This window comes from Microbacterium sp. cx-55 (assembly GCF_021117345.1).
In the GTDB taxonomy this organism is placed as follows: Bacteria; Actinomycetota; Actinomycetes; order Actinomycetales; family Microbacteriaceae; genus Microbacterium.
In genome coordinates this window covers 2,447,841-2,466,774 of record NZ_CP088261.1, presented here as the reverse complement: position 1 = coordinate 2,466,774, position 18,934 = coordinate 2,447,841, and the positions used below count along the sequence as shown (strand labels likewise).

General features: G+C 62.6%; 18 protein-coding genes and 1 pseudogene. 7 read left to right on the top strand and 12 right to left on the bottom strand.

Features of this window, described 5'->3' with window-relative positions; genetic code table 11:
• The first annotated feature begins 241 nt into the window (after positions 1–241).
• The 3 genes from LQ938_RS11630 (at position 242) to LQ938_RS11620 (ending at position 2,995) form a co-directional block, all read left to right on the top strand.
• A complete protein-coding gene (locus LQ938_RS11630) occupies positions 242–1,156 on the top strand; it encodes an FRG domain-containing protein (protein ID WP_223722904.1) in 915 nt (304 codons plus the stop codon).
• A gap of 184 nt (positions 1,157–1,340) precedes the next feature.
• Positions 1,341–1,577 carry a hypothetical protein gene (locus LQ938_RS11625; protein WP_223722905.1) on the top strand — a complete coding sequence of 79 codons (237 nt, stop codon included), beginning with the start codon at positions 1,341–1,343 and terminating at the stop codon, positions 1,575–1,577.
• Positions 1,574–2,995, top strand: coding sequence for a deoxyguanosinetriphosphate triphosphohydrolase family protein (locus LQ938_RS11620; protein WP_223722906.1), 1,422 nt, complete (start codon positions 1,574–1,576; stop codon positions 2,993–2,995). Before LQ938_RS11625 ends, LQ938_RS11620 begins: the two co-directional genes overlap by 4 nt.
• Positions 2,996–3,235: 240 nt before the next feature.
• On the opposite strand, the gene LQ938_RS11615 is transcribed toward LQ938_RS11620, so the two are convergent.
• Positions 3,236–3,502: a toxin-antitoxin system YwqK family antitoxin gene (locus tag LQ938_RS11615; protein ID WP_223722907.1), complete on the bottom strand. Its 267-nt coding sequence runs from the start codon at positions 3,500–3,502 to the stop codon at positions 3,236–3,238.
• Positions 3,503–4,463: 961 nt separating this feature from the next.
• On the opposite strand from LQ938_RS11615, the gene LQ938_RS11610 reads away from it, so the two are divergent.
• The 3 genes from LQ938_RS11610 to LQ938_RS15555 are packed head-to-tail and all read left to right on the top strand — an operon-like array spanning position 4,464 to position 6,140.
• Positions 4,464–5,222 carry a phage integrase central domain-containing protein gene (locus LQ938_RS11610; protein WP_223722908.1) on the top strand — a complete coding sequence of 253 codons (759 nt, stop codon included), beginning with the start codon at positions 4,464–4,466 and terminating at the stop codon, positions 5,220–5,222.
• Between the two features lie 3 nt (positions 5,223–5,225).
• Positions 5,226–5,636 carry a tyrosine-type recombinase/integrase gene (locus tag LQ938_RS11605; RefSeq protein WP_223722909.1) on the top strand — a complete coding sequence of 137 codons (411 nt, stop codon included), beginning with the start codon at positions 5,226–5,228 and terminating at the stop codon, positions 5,634–5,636.
• 45 nt (positions 5,637–5,681) lie between these two features.
• A complete protein-coding gene (locus LQ938_RS15555; protein ID WP_442922912.1) occupies positions 5,682–6,140 on the top strand; it encodes a helix-turn-helix domain-containing protein in 459 nt (152 codons plus the stop codon).
• A gap of 36 nt (positions 6,141–6,176) precedes the next feature.
• Here the strand turns inward: LQ938_RS15555 and LQ938_RS11600 are convergent, their stop codons facing one another.
• From LQ938_RS11600 to LQ938_RS11575, 6 genes and pseudogenes are all read right to left on the bottom strand, one after another.
• On the bottom strand, positions 6,177–7,640 hold the full coding sequence (locus LQ938_RS11600) for a hypothetical protein (protein ID WP_223722910.1): 1,464 nt from the start codon (positions 7,638–7,640) through the stop codon (positions 6,177–6,179).
• Positions 7,641–7,708: 68 nt separating this feature from the next.
• Positions 7,709–10,288, bottom strand: a complete 2,580-nt coding sequence (locus LQ938_RS11595; protein WP_223722911.1) for a DEAD/DEAH box helicase — start codon at positions 10,286–10,288, stop codon at positions 7,709–7,711.
• A gap of 48 nt (positions 10,289–10,336) precedes the next feature.
• Positions 10,337–11,398 (bottom strand): BsuBI/PstI family type II restriction endonuclease, encoded by a 1,062-nt coding sequence (locus tag LQ938_RS11590; protein ID WP_223722912.1) that lies wholly within the window; start codon positions 11,396–11,398, stop codon positions 10,337–10,339.
• Between the two features lie 4 nt (positions 11,399–11,402).
• Positions 11,403–11,873: a hypothetical protein gene (locus LQ938_RS11585; RefSeq protein ID WP_223723036.1), complete on the bottom strand. Its 471-nt coding sequence runs from the start codon at positions 11,871–11,873 to the stop codon at positions 11,403–11,405.
• Between the two features lie 297 nt (positions 11,874–12,170).
• A pseudogene (locus LQ938_RS15550) lies at positions 12,171–12,866 on the bottom strand (Eco57I restriction-modification methylase domain-containing protein); the annotation flags it as partial.
• A 338-nt stretch (positions 12,867–13,204) separates the two neighbouring features.
• On the bottom strand, positions 13,205–14,215 hold the full coding sequence (locus tag LQ938_RS11575; RefSeq protein WP_223722913.1) for a DUF5677 domain-containing protein: 1,011 nt from the start codon (positions 14,213–14,215) through the stop codon (positions 13,205–13,207).
• Positions 14,216–14,354: 139 nt separating this feature from the next.
• Here LQ938_RS11575 and LQ938_RS11570 point away from each other — a divergent pair, with 139 nt between their 5' ends.
• On the top strand, positions 14,355–14,840 hold the full coding sequence (locus LQ938_RS11570; protein ID WP_223722914.1) for a hypothetical protein: 486 nt from the start codon (positions 14,355–14,357) through the stop codon (positions 14,838–14,840).
• A 169-nt stretch (positions 14,841–15,009) separates the two neighbouring features.
• On the opposite strand, the gene LQ938_RS11565 is transcribed toward LQ938_RS11570, so the two are convergent.
• The 5 genes from LQ938_RS11565 to LQ938_RS11545 all read right to left on the bottom strand — a co-directional run bounded on the left by LQ938_RS11565 (position 15,010) and on the right by LQ938_RS11545 (position 18,853).
• Positions 15,010–15,465 carry a hypothetical protein gene (locus LQ938_RS11565; protein ID WP_223722915.1) on the bottom strand — a complete coding sequence of 152 codons (456 nt, stop codon included), beginning with the start codon at positions 15,463–15,465 and terminating at the stop codon, positions 15,010–15,012.
• Positions 15,466–16,006: 541 nt separating this feature from the next.
• Complete coding sequence (locus tag LQ938_RS11560) at positions 16,007–16,648, bottom strand: hypothetical protein (protein WP_223722916.1); 642 nt, start codon at positions 16,646–16,648, stop codon at positions 16,007–16,009.
• 204 nt (positions 16,649–16,852) lie between these two features.
• Positions 16,853–17,257: a DUF3846 domain-containing protein gene (locus tag LQ938_RS11555; protein WP_223722917.1), complete on the bottom strand. Its 405-nt coding sequence runs from the start codon at positions 17,255–17,257 to the stop codon at positions 16,853–16,855.
• Positions 17,258–17,399: 142 nt separating this feature from the next.
• Complete coding sequence (locus tag LQ938_RS11550) at positions 17,400–17,735, bottom strand: hypothetical protein (RefSeq protein ID WP_223722918.1); 336 nt, start codon at positions 17,733–17,735, stop codon at positions 17,400–17,402.
• Between the two features lie 233 nt (positions 17,736–17,968).
• The gene (locus tag LQ938_RS11545; protein WP_223722919.1) at positions 17,969–18,853 is read right to left on the bottom strand and encodes a hypothetical protein; all 885 of its coding nucleotides are present in this window, start codon (positions 18,851–18,853) and stop codon (positions 17,969–17,971) included.
• Between the last annotated feature and the right edge of the window lie 81 nt (positions 18,854–18,934).

The following is an 18,934-nucleotide window of genomic DNA, read 5'->3' as shown; positions in this document are numbered from 1 at the left end:
CGGCAGAAGGTCCTTCACCCAAAAGGTACGTGGTGAAAGCTCATAATCTCTTTTCTGCGCCCAGTCCTCATCTAGTCGCGCGAACTCCGCGAACTCAACATGGCGAATGGTTCCAGAAGCTATTTCCGCGGGCTCCATGAGCGACACGCACGGCATGTGCACGTAGCACCGGTACCGCTCCACCCCCATAGTTGAATATTAGATCCACGACTGTTGGGGGGAATGCTCTTTGAGGCCGACGATGCGAGACGTCGAGGATGCCGACGTCGAGGCCCCGTTCCCGGTGTATTCGGTCACGGACCCCACTGCGCTGATACAGGTCATCGGATGGCTCAAGTCCACCAGCCCGAGCCCGACAGTGTTCTTCCGGGGACAAGCTGGCCTCTACCGCGGGCGGTTGGCCCCGTCGGGGCTTCGCAACCGTACGGACGTGGTCGGTCCAAAGGGCGTTGCCACTCACGACCGGCAGTTGCGCGATTACATCGATCAGCTCTGGGGAGGGCCGTGCACGTGTACTCCGTCGGGGTACAAGTTCAGCGAAGGTCACCTGTGCAAGGAGCGCCACGTCGGCGGCGCCAGCGCTGCTCTTTACCGTGGTGTTCGCCGAGCCAGCGTGGAGCCGCTCCTGCAGCATTACGGTATCCGGACGCGGTGGGTAGACCTCGTCGACAACGCCTGGGTGGCCTTGTGGTTCGCTTGCCATGAGTACGTGATGACCGACGGGGGCAACTTCGCATACCTGCGCCCTCGATTGCTTACGTCCGCGGCAAGCGCCTACATCGTGGTTGTCGACATCGGCCCGACTGAGCCCACCGCGATCCCGGGCTACTGGCTTGCCGATACCGTGCGGCTCATCGATCTGCGTTATGCCGTTCCGAGCATCTATGTCCGGCCCCACGCGCAGCACGGCCTGCTCGTTGCGCCGCGTGGTGGTCTGGGCGGCGAGGCGCCGATGGCGGTGGAACGGACCGTTCGCGCCGCCATTCAGATCGACCTGGCGCTCGCGCGCGAATGGCTGGGCACGGGTGCGATGGTGACGGACTACGTGCTGTTTCCCCCCGCAGTTCGCGACGAGGGCTACCGTCGCCTGCTTCGCCACGCGCCACGCCCGGCGCCGACGCTGGGTGCGCTCACCCACATCGGCCCAGGACGGTAGACACGCGGACGCAAAATGGAGGGGTGTCCGAGGTGCGCCGTAGGGTGAGATAGTGTGACGAACGTTCATACGAGCAATCGCGTGAACAGTCACACGGGCAAAGTGGCGAACGGTCAGCACGAGGGGCACCATCTCGTCCGCGCAAGCGGGCTGTTGAAGTGTGGCGCAAAACAGGGAGCAGTTCTTGGGAACTCAAGGGTCGACGATTGAAGCGGCAAAGCAATTCAACATCGAAGGCGCATTCGAGGCCGTCGGGGGGAATCCGGCGACGCATGAAGTCGCCGCGAGCCGCCTGATCCGGTATATCCAGGCCAACCTGCATTACACCTTCGAGCGCGCGCGCGACTTCCTCAACATTCTCGTTGAGATGGGTCGCGCGGTGTGGTCGACCTTCTCGGTCGTCCGCATCGTGGTTGCTTGACCGCGCAGGAAATCGGAGCCGATGAGCGGCTCTCCGGACGCGACGCGACCGACCGTACCGGACGCCTCGCCACGCAACGTGATCACGACAGGGTTCTCTACTCGGAGTCGTTTCGGCGCCTGGGCGCGGTCACCCAGGTCGCTATTGGTGCGCCGGAAACGCTTCTGCACAACCGGCTGACGCACAGTCTGAAGGTTGAGCAAGTCGGCCGCTCGATTTTCCGATTCCTCGAGAGCGAGGGCCTGATGCCCGCGGGAGCGGACGAATGGGCGATATCGACAGCGTGCCTCGCTCACGATCTCGGTCATCCGCCGTTCGGGCACGCCGGAGAGGAAGAGCTCCACGCACTCGTCACGTGCGACAAGCACCGGGCGAACCCGAGACCGCTCGAGGATCGCAAGAAGACGCGATGCAGGGAGTGCGACCTCGAAGATGGCTTCGAGGGGAACGCGCAGTCGTTCCGAATCCTCACAGCGCTGGCCGAGACGGGGCACACTGAAGCCGACGATGACCTGCCTCGGGGACTTGACCTGACCGTGCTGAGTCTGCGGGCGGCCACCAAGTACCCGTGGCTAAGGGGCGACAATCCGGAGAAGTCGGAGAAGTGGGGCGCCTACGACATCGACGCCGAGGCGTTCGGCGTGGTGACCCGGGGCAGCCAGAAGCTCTCCTTCGAAGCAGAGTCGATGGACTGGGCAGACGACATCGCGTACGCCGTCCACGACATCGAAGATTTCCACCGGACCGGGCACATCCCGCTCGACCAGTACATGGCGACGGGCCTCATCGAGAAGGAGAACGGCGAGCCTGAGTTTGAGCCGCGCGAGGCATTCATCGAGTTCCTCAGGTACGTCGAGCACCATCGGGGGCCTGTCTCGGAGGAGGCGCAGGCAGAACTGCTCGCAACGACCGTGCAGTTCCCAGCGACTCGCTTCACCGGAACCACCCGCGACTTCAAAGCGCTGGCGAACATGCGCGGGTACCTGCTGGAGCTTTTCATCGGTCGGACCACCGTTGAGGGCGACGCTCTGAAACGCGACGATATCGCCAACGAGGTCAACAAGGCACTCAAGCAGCTGATCTGGTACCACGTCATCGATGAGCCGCGCCTGACAAACATTCAGACGGGGCAGCGGCGCGTCCTGCGCGAGATCTTCAACGAGTTCAAGGAGACCACGGAACAAGTCGCCTTGGATTGGAAGAGGGGCGCGCCCCCGAGCCGTGACATGCGGCGCCTTCCCTATGCGCTTCAGAAGTATCTAACAATTGCGCTGCGGCAGGGCGGCACATACGACCGCAAACAGCGCGCGTACCGCGCTCTCCTCGACTTCATTTCCGGGATGAGCGAACCCGAGGCGTACCGCACGCACGCCGTGCTCAAGGGTCTGGAACCCGACGGACGTCTCGACAGCAAGTAGAGCGAGCCCGCCCGCCTCCGAACCGCTGGGGACTCAATCGGCGATTCCCGAACGGCGCACGGACCCTGAGGCAAGTTGTCGCCCAGCGGGGTCCTCTTCCGGGCAACGGGCGATGAGGGGATGTCACGCGCGTTCGCGATACTCAGTGAGGGTGGCCGCTAGATGAAGAATTTGCTCAGGCGCGTCGCACCATCCGGCGTCCTCCACTCGACGAGGAGCGCTGCGATTGCGGGCCCCCTGTCAGGGCACGCTGCCCGCAAGTCGGTCCTCCTTCGGGCGGAGGTAGCTGGCTAGTCGCCGAACGGGTCTCCTATACGGAGCGCCGGCGCCATCGTAAGTGGTCCAGTTTCCGATCTGTCGGCCGCGATCGAACGAACCGCTGCGCATGATCGTGCCGTCCAAACGGAACCACTCCCAGTCGCCGTACATCTCGTCATCGTGCATCTGGCCACGACCGCGAAGGCTTCCGTCTTTATAAAGAACGCCATGGTGCTCGGGCTGCGTCATCCAGCCATGTTCTCGGACACGATCTAGGCGGGACGTTCCTGCCATCAGGGCACGGATACCGATCCGGTAGCGGGCCAGTGTGTCCACGTGATGCGGTCGAGCCCTGCGTCGTGTGTGCATGCCCGAATACCCGCTCGCAACGATCGCGCAGATGGGCCCCATCAACGAACGCGGAATCCAGACTTCGCAACCCACCGACGCTCCATCTCGACGAGCAGACGATCTCGAATGCAATGCACGCAGGTACTTTAAGTGGACTCGCTCGCGATCGTTGCTATAGAAACGATCTCGCGGCAACTTGCTTGCATGGCTCGGAGCAGGCTTTCGAAGGAAGAATCGCGCCGCAACGCCGCCTACGCCCGCCAACGAGAAGCCAACGAAAAGGCGGCCACGGCGGTCCGCGAACGTACCGCGGAACTCCGACGACTGCAAAACGAGGCGGCCGCTCAGCAGGAGCTCGCGGTGGTGTGGGGAACTCAGCGCGACGGGCTCACACGTCTCCGTGACATCTCGAAGCAGCTCGACAAACTCCATCGCGCAGAGCGGTCGCTCTTGGACGAGCATGATGGGCTGATCGACGCCTTCGTAAGACGGACGTCTCCTGGGCGATGCTCTCGTCGTGGTCAGGCCTCAGGCGCCAAGCGATGAGCAAACGCGCATCATCCCCGACGCCTGGAGCGAGCCGGACACCTCGAGTCTGAATCCGCTCCGCCGGCTCCGTTCCCGGCGTCCGCTCCTTATCCTCCTTCGCTGCGCTCAGTCCGGGACCGCTCCCTCCGTGCACTGCGCCCGCGCCACCGATTTTGCCGCTTCGTGTTCCGGCTTGCCCCCAAAACCTTGGAGAAGAAAGAGACGATCGTGCGACCCCACGGGCCGCGTCTCAACGAGTCCCTCGCGGTCGTCTTGTGAACGAAAGTGAGTTCGCTGATGATGGTGTCGTCGCGGAGAGGACGAGGGGACTATGGGCAGCGTCCATCCCTACTCGACGGCCTCCGGCAAGCGGGTCTATCGAATCAGCTACCGCAAGCCCGACGGAGGTCAGGGCACACAGCGCGGGTTCCGAACGAAGCGTGATGCGCAACTGCGTTTGTTCGAAGTCGAGATCTCGAAGAACAGTGGAACGTTCGTCGACCCGGCAGACGCACGCATCACGATCGGGGTCCTCGGGGAGGAGTGGATCGTGTCGCGTCTCGCTGACCTCAAACCCTCCACGTTCCGCAGCATTGACTCCGCGCGGCGCATCCACGTTCAGCCGAAGTGGAAGTCTCGACAGGTCGGCCGGATCCGCCACTCCGAGGTCCAGGCGTGGATCTCGGGCCTCTCGACAACGCACAGCCCGACAACGGTGAGGCGGGTTCACGAGGTCCTCGCGGGAATCCTCGACGTCGCGATGCGCGATCGGCGCATCTCGACGAACCCCGCTCGAGGGGTGAAACTGCCGCGAGAAACATCGAAGCCGCGCGCATATTTCGATCACGCCCCGGTCGCCACGTTGGCAGAAGCATCCAGCCATCCCGAGTTGGTCGTGTTCCTCGCGTACACCGGGCTCCGCTGGGGTGAGGCGACGGGGTTGCGGGTCAAGCACATCGATCTCAAGCGGCGGCGTGTGTCCGTGAAGGAGAATGCCGTTGAGGTCGGAAGCTTCATCGAGGTCGGCACACCCAAGACGCACGAGAAGCGGCAGGTTCCATACCCGGCGTTCTTCGCCGATGCCATGTAGCGGATGGTCAGCAGCAAGACGCGCGACCAGCTCGTCTTCGGCGACGGGAGGACCCACGTTCGTCGACCCAAGTCGACCACCGGCTGGTTCAACAGCGCCGTGGCTCGCGCGCAGGCCTCGACGGCGGTATCCATCACCGCGGCGATCGAGACGGGAGCGGAGCCGCCGCGCGCGTTCCCGCGCGTCACGCCTCATGATCTCCGGCACACGGCAGCATCCCTCGCGATCTCTGCCGGAGCGAACGTCCAGGCAGTGCAGCGGATGCTCGGCCACGTGTCCGCGGCGATGACTCTGGACACCTACGCCGATCTGTTCGACGACGACCTTGACGCGGTTTCGTCGGCGTTGGATGGGGCTGCGAGCAATTCAGGTGTTGTCAAATTGTTGTCACGCGGCCATTTCGACGAGGCGTGAACCGCTGCGATCCCAGTCGGGAGTAGGGATCGCGGGGCTGCGGATATGGTGGGCGGTGTGGACACCCACTCAAATAAATCAAGAAGCCTTCCGCCACCCCAGTTACAGCTGCAGAGCCTGGCGGCATTGGCGGTTGCTGCGAAGGACCTTCCGTCAGAACCAGCGCCAAAGTCGTGGTCGGTGCGACGTCGCCTCACTCCTGAGCTCGTTGCGGAGATCGTTGCTAAGTACGTCTCGGGCGTTGGTACCCCTCAGCTCTGCCGCGACTACCAGCTGTCGAAGTACAGCATCCTGAAGTTGCTGCACGGCCAGGGCGTGAAGATGCGACGGCAGCCACTGACTGCCAGCCAACGTCGTAACGCGGCCCGGTTGTATCAAGACGGCGAAACGATCGATACCATTGCCGTCCAACTTGGAGCAAGTTATGGCAGAGTGCGTGAAGCCCTCATCGAAGCGGGTGTGGATCTACATCCGCCAGGACGGAGGAGGAGTGCAGCTGTCTAACAGCTATAAAGTCTCGGTTGGATGGATGCGAGAGATTCACGACGGCTCAAGACCTTCGATCATCTTGTCGATGTCCGCCGGATCGATGTTGGAAGCGGATTCCTTTGGGCGAGCGTCGACGACTGTGAAGCGAAGATTGGTTCCGGTTTCTCTGGCGACACGGCTGACCACGGCCGGCAGTGTCCTAAGGCGAATATCCGAGGGCCTGTTGCTCCGGAACCGGAGCGCGACGTACCAGCCATACTTCGATCCATCGGACCGCAGGTAGCTCGGGAGTTGGGCTTCGATGCCATTCCAGAACTTTCCGTTGTGCTCCTTCTTCATCTCGACAAGCAGACGCGCGGACGCGCCCGAAGTCGCTTTGAAGTCGACGGGCCCGCGGCCGAGTTCCACTTCCCGGTCAAGTTCGACGCCGTATAGCCGCAGATACGACTGTGCCATGCCGAGGTAGGCGAGCTGTGCGGCTTCCTCAGGCTTGTAGCTGCCATCGTCGTTGTGGAGCAGCTTCCAGCCGCGCTGTTCCTCGATGAAGTGCTGGAACTGCTCGATGGTCTTCCCCACAAGCGCCACGAGGTCTACGACCGTGACGACTTGAGGAACCTCGATGGGATGTTCGGACGCCCAACGGGCGGGCTCCCGGTCCCACTGAACGACGCCGATCGGATCGGATTCGAAGTCGTATCCGGCGAGGTCTTCGCGGGACGTTTGCTCTCGTGCCCAGGTGCGCACGCGGTCGGGATGGGTGCGCGCCCAACGGACGATGTCGGCCTTGCGGACGGCGGCGCCGACCGTGAGGTTCATCTGGAGGCGGACGTCCGTGTTCAGGTCCGAGTCGAACCAGTCGTCAGCGTTCAAAATAGGTAGCTCGTTGAGCAGCATCTGGGGCACCAAGATGATGGGTTTGCCCGTGGACGGGTTCTTGGGGAGAGCGACGACCTCATCGACCCACCGACCGGCAGCAAGATTCACCCGCGCATGCCTGACCTTCTGGTCCTCGAGTGGGACGCCGTGCCTTGCTGCGACTTCCTGCGTGTAGCTGATCAAACGCGGTTTCAGTACGTTCGCGACGGCGTCGGAGATCCGGTCCGCGCCGATGCCCGCGTTGAGGATGCCGATCTCTTCGATGTGTTCCGGATTGGCCAGGCCAGCTCGGATCGCAACGGCAATCCCGTCCGCCATCCGATTTGCGAACTGTGCCCCCGCGCCAGCGCCCGAAGTGCCCTGGGCGGTATAGCCCAGACCGATCTCAGCGGGTTCCGGGAAAGTTAGAAGCCGACGAGCGGCGACGGCTGAGAGCGATCCCGAGCTCGTCGCTTTCGCGACAAGACCATAGCAATGCACGAAGTGCGCGATGAGCTCATCGTGAGCGCCTGCCCACTCACCGCCAATATCGAGCAAGAGCAGCGGATCAATGAAGAGTTTCGTGTCGATGGTCAGGTGAGGGTCGAACCAGTCGTCCTCGTCAGCTCGCTCGATGTTGAATGCTTCTGAGAAGCGCATGCGTGGTGTCCCCTTGTGTGCCCCTGATTATGACAGGGAGCGTCGCCGTGTCAAGCACAAGCATCTTTCTATTCCGCCCAAGCGTTTATTGGGTCCCGCGTCAGCCTCTCGTGCACCTGGGATGGAAGAATTCCGCGGCTGTTGAATGTGTCGGCGACTAGTTCTCTGTGTTGTGCCTCGGACCGGCCCGACGACTTTGCAAGCAGTTCGCTCCACGCCGAGTCGACGTCATGCGCGAGCTCTGCGATCGTCTGCGGTGCGGCAAAGTGCACATGGCTCTCCGCGCCCGCGATACCGTCCTCATGGATCCCCGGCTTCGGCGAGACGACGATGGTCGCGCTCCCTACCGGAGCCGCGGGGATGGCTGCATCTGCGGCAAGAAGGCGAAGCTGGTCGTTCGCCTGGCGAATGTCCTTGTGAGGCACGACACCCGTCGGTTCGTGGTCGCTCTTCGCTTCGACTGCAAGCCAAAGTTCGTTCCCCCAAGGCCAGACCGAGTCACAGCGCCCCTTGGGCTTCGGCTTGAACGCGGCAGCTCCGAGCATCTTTCCGAGGTCCGTGAGGGCGGGCTCGTACTTACCGGGGTCCCGTTCGGCGAGCCCAGCGTGGATAGCGCCAAGGCGCCGAAGAACCGATGCCTGGTTCACTCCGCTCGTGAGGCGGCCAGCGATCTCGGACACCGCCAACGCGTCCACCGCGCCGAGGGGTGAGCGCTCGGCCGCGGGGAACGGCGCCATCTGCCGGACCCAAGAACCGAGTCCGAGCACCTGCTCAGCTTGACGAACGAGTGCCAATGCCGCTGCTCGTCCGGCTTGATCTCCCGACTGATCCGCGGCTTGATCCGACCAGACTGCTTCGAGGTACAGCCAGAAGGCGCGGTAGCCAGCGGTTGCTCGGCCACCAGCTCCCACCAAGCGGGCAGCCTCGTGGGCATGGAGCGCGGCATCCGCCCATCCCTCAGCAGTCGCGGCCGCCCAGGCCTGAATCTCATGCGAACTGCACGCCGCGAGAGCGGTGGTGCCGTCCGGCATATGCTGAGACATTTCCTTGCGGTAGTCAGTCAGGACGGGTTCGGCTCCTGATCGCCACGTGTCGTCCGTTTCCTGCTCAAGGAATGCGCGGACGTTCTCCATGACGTCCGGCGCACCAAGCGCCTGAGAGTTCTCGCGCCCGAACCGCAGCTCGGCTTGAAGCTCTGGGTCCAGGGCCTGCGTAACTTCGGGTCGTGTGAGATACCTTGACAACTCGCCGCCGAGCACCAGCACGATTGCGGTGTCGCGTGGGCCGCGCGTGCACCGTCCGGCACCCTGGATAACACGAGTCCGCACTCGGGACGCGAGAGCCACGCTGGCGCGAGCTCGGTTTTGGAGAAAGCGCTCCTGAAGATTGTCCTGGTTCGGTACGCCGTCAAGCGCGACAAGTCGGCAACTGTCGCCGGGAAGATCGAGTCCGTCGTACCGCGCGGCTAGTCCACACACGCCGTTCTTGAGTACCGCGAACGGTCCCATTCCGTCGGCCACATCGTCGACTCCCATGACGGGCCAGCCGGGCTGCGCCAGCGACGCTGCATCCTGCATCGCGATGTCCTTCTTTGGTGCAAGGACGAGCGCCTTGCCCGCCTTGCCTACGATGTCGCGGGCCAGATCAGCGGGATCAGAGTCCTCGACGAACTCTGGGAACACGAAGAAGCGCCGTCCGTACCGGGGCGGAGTCGTCGGTTGTCCGAGGCGATGAATACCGCTGCGACCGAAAGCTCGCTCGAGTTCGCCGCCCTCGCCGAGCGTCGCGGACAGGTAGACCCGCTGTCTTGCCCGGGAGAACAACGCGTTCTGATGTGTCGGCGGAATATACGGACGCACCAGGATGCCCGAATAAGCGACGTACACCAGGCACGAGCTGAGTCCGGCCCGGACCATAGCGAACTGGTAACTCTGAGATTCGGTGCACGTGGTAAGCGCGTCCGCGAGGCCCGCAACCATGCCAGGCTGCCGGAGCGGAACAACCATCCGCACGTCCGCAGCGATGTTGGGGTCGGGTTCGGCGGCGCGCAGGCGCTCGAGAAACACGCCGTCGAGGGCGGGCGCGACCGCGTCGAGAACCGCGTGGTACTCAGCTGGCTTCGCCCATCGGCTGATGCTGACGCCGTACGCCTCACCCACGTACTGTTCGCCGGCATGCGCGTCGTCGAACAGGATCAGGTCGGCGTCCGCCAGCCGAGGGTTCGTGTTGAAGATGCTGCTGTACGTAGTGACAGCGATCGCGCTTGCCGACTCGTATGCTGCTTGCGCACCGCTCGGCCAGTCGCGGCTCCTCCCGATCAGGAGGGCCGTTTCGATGTCCTCTGGGCCGGCGGCTGCGACGACCTGACGCGCGAGCTGCTTGGTCGGGACGGCATAGATCACTCTGGCCCGACGCTTGCGACGCGTCCACTCGGCGATGAGTAGGCCGGTGAGCGTCTTGCCCGTGCCCGTAGGAAGTTCCAATGCCACGTCCGGCTTGCCATCGTGGTCTGCGAAGGTCTTGAGCATTTCGGACTGATGCGCCCATAGGCCCGGCACGGCACCCGGGCCAGGATTCAGGTCATCGCGGTAGAGGTCGGCCGGGGTTGCAGGAACACTGCTGTCAGCGTTTGTCCGAACGAAAGGCATTCTGTCTCCGATTCACTCAGTTACTGAACGTCAAAGCATCCAGTCCTTCTACAGCGGGTACCAGGCGAGCTCGTGCCCTGGCTCCGCCGCGAAGAACGCGAATGAGTTGGGCGCCAAGTCCTTCAAACGTTTGCGTGCTGCTGTGTCGCCGCGGGACAGAAAGGCCGTCAAGAACCGGCATTGTGCGGGATCGATGGACTGCTGCTGGGCCCAAGAGAGCAGCTTGGCTTGGCGACCTTCATCGATTACACCGTCAGAGTTGGCAACCTCGATGAACCAGAACAAGACGTCGTCGTCCACGTCGGCAATGATTGCATCGGGAAGAAGGTCGGAGGTGTCAATCGACAGCCCTAGCGTCGCGAGAAGTGCTTGATCCGGGATGAAGACCTTGTTTCCAGGCTCGCTGATCGTGATGACATATGGCTTACGGAGTCGCGAGGGTGCCCAATCCTCCATGACGCCCTTGAGGATGAGCGACGCACGTCCTGCTTCGAGACGACGCGTGTCCGATCGGCTTGGCAAGGCGACCGTAACAGCGTGTTTCGCCTCGTCGCCTTCGAGTGCGAACTGAACTCGGATCTTTGCGGAAGGAGACAAATGGGATTCTCTCCATGCGGCGGCGCGAGTAGCGACATCTTTGAGCGCGGGATCAAAAAGGTCCGCGAAGTGCGGCTCTAGGGCCCAGCGCCCTTTGCTGGAGGTCTTCGGAACGCCCGAGCGCTGACGAACGGCGCCGATTTCTAGCCATCGACGGAAAGTCTCGTCTCGTAGCGTCTCACGAGAATTGTCTGCGTAGCTTGTTGTGGGAGACACGCTCCACGACTCCATCAGGGCTACAACCTTCTCGCTGTTCTTCGCGGCAGCGGTCCGCCAGGCGACGCGAGAACTATCGTCCATACGTGCTCGCATAGCTTCAGACATCCAAGTCACCATTGATGGGCGTCCCCAGAATGTTGTCGCCGCGTCTTCCGTCCAGATGGCATCGACGTAGATGAGGGCAGCGACCGCTGCGCCGGCCAGACGACTCGACATAACGGTGTCGAAGGCGCCGCGCGGAAAGATGATCAGTAGTCGGCGTTCGGCTTCCGTTGCCGAGATGACTGGTCTCATGGCGTCAGTCTGACAGGAGATACGTTCGTTCGACTTCTTGCTTGAGTGTGGATGCGTCGAGTTTCTCCCATAGAGCGAGTGTCTGTGCGTCCGGGAGCGGGATCGATTCGAGTTCGTACGCTGAGAGGGCTACCGAACCCGAAATGCAGCGGACAAGCTTGTCGAGTGTCTCCGTGGAGAGAAGCCGTGTCAGGAGAGACCGGCTGACGAGCGGTTCTTTCTCATTCTCTCGAAGCACGTTGACATGGTTTTCCACAACCACGCCGCCACCGAGTTCCGCCAAGGCGGCGTCCGTGAGTTCAACCGCGACCAGACGCCGTGACTGCTCGGGTGCCGTAGTCCGCTGGACCAGAATGCACGGGTTCCCAAGCTCAAGCGTTTTGTAGTCCGCCTCTGAGCGAAGAGCGATGTATCGATGCGCTGCGCGCGCCTGGTCGCGGTGTAGTACCCCACCATCGATATCGGCGGCCCACACGATGGGGAGTCGTCCGCTCGCGGGGCGTGCGTGAAGATCATCTCGTCGTCGATTCCAGACAAGCGGCCCTGTGCTGACCCGCCAGCCTGCAGCTCCGAGGTTAAGGGGAAGCTGAGCTGCTGCGGCCGCTATCGGAGCAAGATCCGATCGGCGCGGCAGTAGCCACGGTGCTCCGCCCGTCGGCGATTTCACCGTGGCGACGTAGGTGAGTGTCGACCCGACCGAGCTGATCCGCGTCTTCTGTGCTCGTTTGCGTGTGAAAGTCGCGAGGCACGTTTCCTGAAGTACCGAGGTGAAGACTCCCGAACGGTCTGCAACGAAGGCAACCTCACGGAGGCGGAGGCTCGTCGTGAGGCGCCGACGTAAGGGTTCGAAGTAGCGACCCGCAGTGAAGGAAGTCGGCACGAGCGCAGAAAGCACCCCATCCTCGTCCAGGGAGCCCGATGCCGCGGCCATGAACAGGCCGTAAAGATTCGCGTGCCCATAAAGGACGTCGGCGAATCGTTCACGATCTGGCACTGTGAGCCGAACGCGGCCATAAGGAGGGTTCATTACAACCGCGCGTGCAGGCCGAACCTCAGCATCCAGCCCATCGCCCACTCGTGCCAGCTTGGGCAACGGCTGGCGGAGATGCTCGGGGATTCGCGCAAAGGTTGGAAGCATCTCGGCGGCGAATACGACGTTCGCAACCCAGACGGCCGCTGGGTCCATATCGATTCCCTCGAGCAGCCAAGGGATGCGACTGAGTACCAGACGCGGATCCTTATCGGCGCTCGCACGCAGGTGTTCACGGAGCGCCGGCAGTAGCAATGCTCCGGCCCCGCACGCGGGATCTCGGATGAGGCCGGGGAGCGGAAGGGAAGCACCACGGCGCATACCCAGCGCAGTGCGAGTCATGTTCCACAATTGCGAAGCAAGTTCATGAGGGGTGTAGTGACGTCCGTGTCGCGAACGCGTCTCCGCGGCGAGCGACTCGACGTACGCAGCGCCCACTTCTTCGGCGCTGAGGGGACCCCACTGCTGTTCGAGAGGGGGTGCCTCCGCGAGAGCAAGCGGAGGGAGCGTGTCGAGCGCGAAGTGGACGTCGAGCCACGCCCCGTTGAGACCCGCGCGGGCGGCTTGTGCCGACCACCAAGCCGGGATAGCGGCGAGAACAGCAGCAGTGGTGGGGGTGAGCTCCGCTGCCGGGTCCGCCGACCCGACCGTTGCCCGCGACCCTCGGGCGCCGAGAGGGCGAGCGAGTGTTGACTCAAGTTCGCGCGTTGATCCCACGTTGAGAGAGTATGCCCGCGGGCACCGACACGCTGGATACGAAGCGGCGCTCCGCTGGTTCAGAAGAGAAGGCGGGTCGAACGATGCACGTTCTTGAACTCATCGACGCCGCGCATGGAGAGGTCGGCAATGGACGCGGCGGTCAAGCTTATGAGCTTGCCGAACTCGCTGAATTCCGGTTCGAATCCCATGTGGGTGGCGGCCGCAACACTAACAACCGTGCGAAGCGCGGGGACCGCGACTGACGGGATCTCGTCGTCTCGCGGTCCCGCGATGAGCTTCGTCCCGCCGACCAAGACCGCTGTCCTAACCGCGCCCGCATCATGGTGGACGTGACCGTGAGCGCCGTGCTGGACGAGTAATCGCATGTCGGCTTGACGCGCGGCGGTCTCGAGACGGGTGAATGAGGGCTCGTGAAACTTGCCGTCTCGACGCCGGGGCATGAGAGGTGTTGCCCACCCATACGGGCGGCCGAACGCAATCGTCTCGTCTGCGAGCGTGTGCTTCGCGGTTAGGTCTCGAACTAGCGTCAGACGCTCCGCGCGTTCCTCATCGGACGGCGCTTCGGGGTGTGGTTGACGGTAGAACTCTTCGAGCCGGACGAACTGGGTCATGATGCCGTGGTCGAGGTAGCGCTGGGCGATATCGGGTCCACCTTCGGCTACCAGGATCGCCGTCACCGCCAGCTCATGCAGCGCCCTCCATCGAGCTGATGCACCCGAGAGGTAACCCGCTCGGAGGAGTACCTGGATTTCTCGCAATGTGAGCGTCGAGGCGCTCTGAATCAGCATCAGGGCTTCCCGCGTCGGTGCGTGGTTGTCCTCGATCTCCGAACGATCAAACATCAGCGCTGCGCTCTGCTCCATTGCGGCGACAACAGCGTCGAATACGGTCCAGCCGCGAGCCCATAGGTGCGCGATACGTTCCGCGACGTCTGCCTCTTTGGCTTCCCGACGTGCGCGGCTTTCACGACCGAGCTGTAGAAAATCCTCTGCCAAGCCAGGGGCCTCCGCTGAAATCCAAGCCTGCACTCCGGCGAGTTCCTTCTCGGCGGCACGTTCGTTGGTCATGAGAAACATCCTGTCTGCCCAGTCGGACATTCGGCCGAGTCCGCTCAAGTCCGGCCTGCCGAGTACGGTGTTGATCTAATGAGGTTTTCAGGCCGCCACGTCGTGGCCGCTCGTATCCTGTGCTGAGGATGGAGTACCCATGAATGGGGAAGCAACGCTGTACGTCCTGAACGAGAAGGGCGACGGGGTAGCCGTCGTTCACACCTCGGCCTGCGGCACGATCCAGCATCAGGTCCAGCAGGCAGTGAAGTGGGAAGACGGCGGGTACAGCTACGAGTACGTCGGCAAGAACGACGATGGTGATTCGGTCATTCTCGAAAAGCCGAATTCATCCGTTACCCACTACGAAGCGCTACTGGTGACGGTTGACGAGCTGGTGGCATGGCCGCGTCGGTACCGGCGGTGCCAGGTCTGCTCGCCGAACGTACCCGACAGCCCTCGAACTGGACGCTCCGACATAGTTCGGATGCGGCCTCAATCGATTGGCATCCGCCATTTTGGACGGGAGTTCATCGGCATCGGACCGCTTGTGGCGATCACGATGTCTGCTGACGGCTTTCAGATACAGGGAGAGTCCGGTTCGATCAGCATCCCTCATGACGGGTATGTCGAGTATCGGAGGTAGAGCCCGGGGAATTACGGACCGACCGCGCTTCGGGCTGCTCGCAGCGGCTACGTTCTGACCGCACAGGGGCGTCGTGAACCTTGAAGTCTTGTAATGCGCGGCAAATTAAGCGTTCGCTCGAACTAGCCGCAGACGGATCGTCGTTCTCACCAACCCCGCCTGCTAGCTTTCACGGCGTCTCATGGGTGCCCCTCGCTAGGCGCTGTATCGGATCAAGCCCTCGTCGTGACCACCATTGGCCCGACGAGTCTCGGAACTCGATCACGGGTTGCAGGCCTTTCATGATCTCTTCGGCGGGAAGTCTCGTGTCATATCCGCGGGGCACCTCGACGATGATCTCGAACTTGTGAGCTTGCCCGGGCAGGATCGCGGTGTATCGGTAGTCGTACACCGAATGCGTGTTCGCGTGGCTATCGAAGAGTGCCATGGTGATTGGACCGACGATCTCGTCGCTACCGTTCTGCACTTCGATTCCGATGTGCAGAACGTGCGAATCGAAGGAGGAGTGGTCCTCCCCGTAGGTGGACAGCGTGGGGTCCGCAACGAAGTCATAGCTATCGCCAAAGAGACTGATCTCGGGATGCCCGGGTTCACTCACCGTCCGTTGGATTTCGATCGCGTACACCTTTCGCGCCTGGGCTTCTGCGCGCGTTCTCATATCGGCTGCGAGAGCAGTCTCCGCGGCTCTCGCTTGCTGTCTCGCGGCGGCGGACGCTGTGTGAGCGAAGTACGCAGAGCCGCCGGCCGCCACGAGCGCGAGGAGGGCGATTCCGGCGGTCGCCCACTCTGCGATCGAGCCCCACTGCAGGTCGAGGACGGCGCGAACGAAATCCCGTAGATGGCAGCAGCAAGGCACCATTGCAGTGTCGCAGACAACTCCGCCGTGAGGATGGTGTGCTCACCATGAACGGCGCTCGGACGGCCTTACACAGCGATGGGTGTTGTCCACCAGACGGACTCGCTGAGGGGCGACGGGACACGGATTTGATGGTGACGTCGATTGAACACGAAGGGCTGCCATCGAATGTGAGGCTTCAGACACGCCGCTCAGTCGGCTTGGTCTGAAAATCGGAGTTGCGCTGCGAGCATGGCGCTGGCTCTGTGGGGAGGATCTGGTTGCCAGCCATGTCACGCTACGGCAGTGCCCGGTTGCGCGCGCGTCCACCTCAGGGTCGAGAGTCGGCGGCGACCGGCTTCCATGTGTTTGGTAGGTTCCTCCAGCTTCGCCGCGGAGCAAGAAACTGAGCTGTCCGCGTAGCGTTCACCGGTTCCGCTGCAATCGCAGCCCAGCCCTTCCGGGTGTAGGACGCGATCAGCCGTCTACCCTCCCAGCGGTTGCGCGCCCATTGGGCAATGAACTGCCGGAATCGTCTCTTCAAAATGATCCGGCACAGGTGGGCGTCATCAGCGCCAAGCTGTTTCGCCTTCGCCAACTCATAGGAACGGTCATGCATGGCACGTGCCCACTGCATCAGGATCAGGATCTCGGAGTATCGCTCTGCGTCTGCAATCTCTTCGATTGACGATCGAAGCTTCCCCTCTTGTCGCCGCAGGCTCGTTGGCGCGCTGCGGCTCAACGTCTGAAACCAGAGGCGGAGATCCTGACGCACTTGTTCGCGCTCGGCAGCCAGTGTCCGCGAACGATCGAAACGAAAGACGCGCCAGGCGACGAAGACCGCAGCAACCGCAACAACGCTTGTGAGTACGAGGCTGAACCACTCGAACCAACTCGGCTGATCACCGTCAGCGATCCGCCCCACCGAACTGGCTAGCAGGTTGAAGCAGTCCAGTAGATTCGCGCAGTTCACACGCTGACGGTATCGGGTGAGACACCGCTTTCGGCACGCGAATCCGATGGCAGTCGAAGAAAGCGGTGAGTGCCTCGCGCGCGAGCCAGGGGCCCGGGAGCGAAAGGCGCTCACCGCTGTCGTGCGCGAGCAATCAGGGACGACTCGGGTTTCGGTGGCGGGGGAGATCTGATCGATCATGCTCGCCCAGATCACCGCTTCGAGCTAGGGCTGGCCAGGAGCGAGGTCATCTCGCCACTCCTCCATCCCTTCATCTCGTAGCTGTACGCGGTGAAAACCACCGCCGAGTACGTGCCGCTCGACCTCACGTGGTGCGTCTGTGTTGTTCCCTTCCGGGTCCGGCCAGCCAACCAAAATTGCATCTCCGGCGAGCCGCGCTTGATTCCTCACTGATGGCAGGTGATACCACCAAAGAAATGTCGCGCGCCGGTTGAACGGCAGACCACGGATCAGCCCCATTTCGTTGACGTACATCGTGACGCCCAAGCCGGGAACATCAACAGCCTCAATCCAGCCGCCAACCGCTGCCTGGTAGTCCTCGAGCATCGCGAACGATCTGAGTTCCGGGTCGCGCTGTTCCGCGGCCGGGATGAGAATGCCACGCACCATGATGGTGCCTCCTTTGCGTGAGCGGCCGAGAACCAGGTGTTCTCCGCGGTGCCGCAGAACGCAAACGAGGGATGGGCGACGTGGGCGACCCGAGAGAGCGCATAGTTGGCTCTATATCGAATCGCCCACGCAGATGCGCAGTTCAGCTGCTCGCAGTCCGGCCGCGCGGCGACTTCGGACTGGGTGAGCCAGCATCGAAGATCGCCGCGATGGCCTCGCGCTTGGTAGCTGCCTTGCGCTCGATGTCCGCGCGCACTTCCTCGGCTCGGCGCTGCACGGCGGGGTCCGACTTGATCTTCTCGATCCAGCTTTCGATGGCGAGGCGGATCTCGTCGGTGACCGTGCGGTCATTGAGCCCAGCGATGATGTCGAGCTGCACACGAGTCGACTCGTTGAGTCGAACTGCGAGCGGCTTGACGGGGCCGTAGCCGAGGCCATTGGCGGACGGGGGAGTGGTGGAACCTTCGGACTCGCTCATGGCGAATCACCTCCTTGACGGATGCGGCCGAGAACTTTGGTGTTCTCTACGAGACCGCTGACCGGCAGTGAGGCTCGGAGCGGGTGCCAGGACTTACTGCAGCACCCGCGTACTTAGTAAAGGACAGCTCGGGAGGGTTGCCAACCGTCCGATCGTCACTAGCACTGGTGCACGCTTCCGCTGTCGCATCGCGCCTCACTCCGAGAGCTCGCGCACGCCAGGAACGATGCTGTCTATATGCGATGAGCTTCGGGCACCGACCGCATCAGATCCTCGTAGTGGCCGCGGTTGGTGAAGGGCGGGTTACTTGCCCCAATCCATCGATGTATGGCGACGGACCAGGCTTCGACAGATCGCAAGGTAACGACGCCCAGAAGCCGCGCTACCGCATCGGGGGTGCCCCAATTCGTCGCCAAATACGAAGGCTCTCCGTGGGTGAGACCCGACATGCTTGCGTACAGAGATCCGAGCGCAGGAATCTCCGCAGCTATGCGCTGGGAGTACTGGAATCCGATCTTCGCGTACCTGCGGCCAACTTTGACTTGGACGACCTCATTTGTTGTCACGCCGTCTCTATCTTTGCGAACCACGCCGTAGCCCTGGCTCCGCAACCGCTCAACGAGCCGCTCACGAAGCTGCTCGAGCTGTTCGGCTTCCGATCCGTCGAGTTGGGCGATCACGGTTTCTATGGAGCGAAATGCCATTGCGTAGGATCTGGCGGCGCGCTCATCGGAGTCGACACGTGAGTCCAGTTCCCATGCGCAAGACGCTGAGATCTCCGCGACTGCGCGCGCGATCGGGACAGAAGGCAACATCTGAAAGGGGTCGCTAAAGAGCAGCGTCTGAACTCCGCTCAGATGGGAGACGATCGCGTTGCATTGGGCTTCCAGATGCTCGAGTCGTTGTCCAAAGCTAGACAGATGATCGCCGGCCAAGGCCTGCACTTTGTCGCGCCCGCACGGCGTGGAAATCGTCGCCGGTACCGCATTAATCCAATCGGAGAGCCTCGCCGTAACCCGTTCCGCGTGGGTGCGGGACTGGCGAACGATACGCCGGGACGCTCCTGCCGCTAGCTGGAATCGCTGCTCGGCGTCGTTGTCGATCGGCTTGCTTGGCATGTTCTATGGTGACGCATCTGTGAGGTGTGGTGAAGCACGTCAGCAGCGACACAAGTGCCGCCTATATCACTGCCCGAAAGC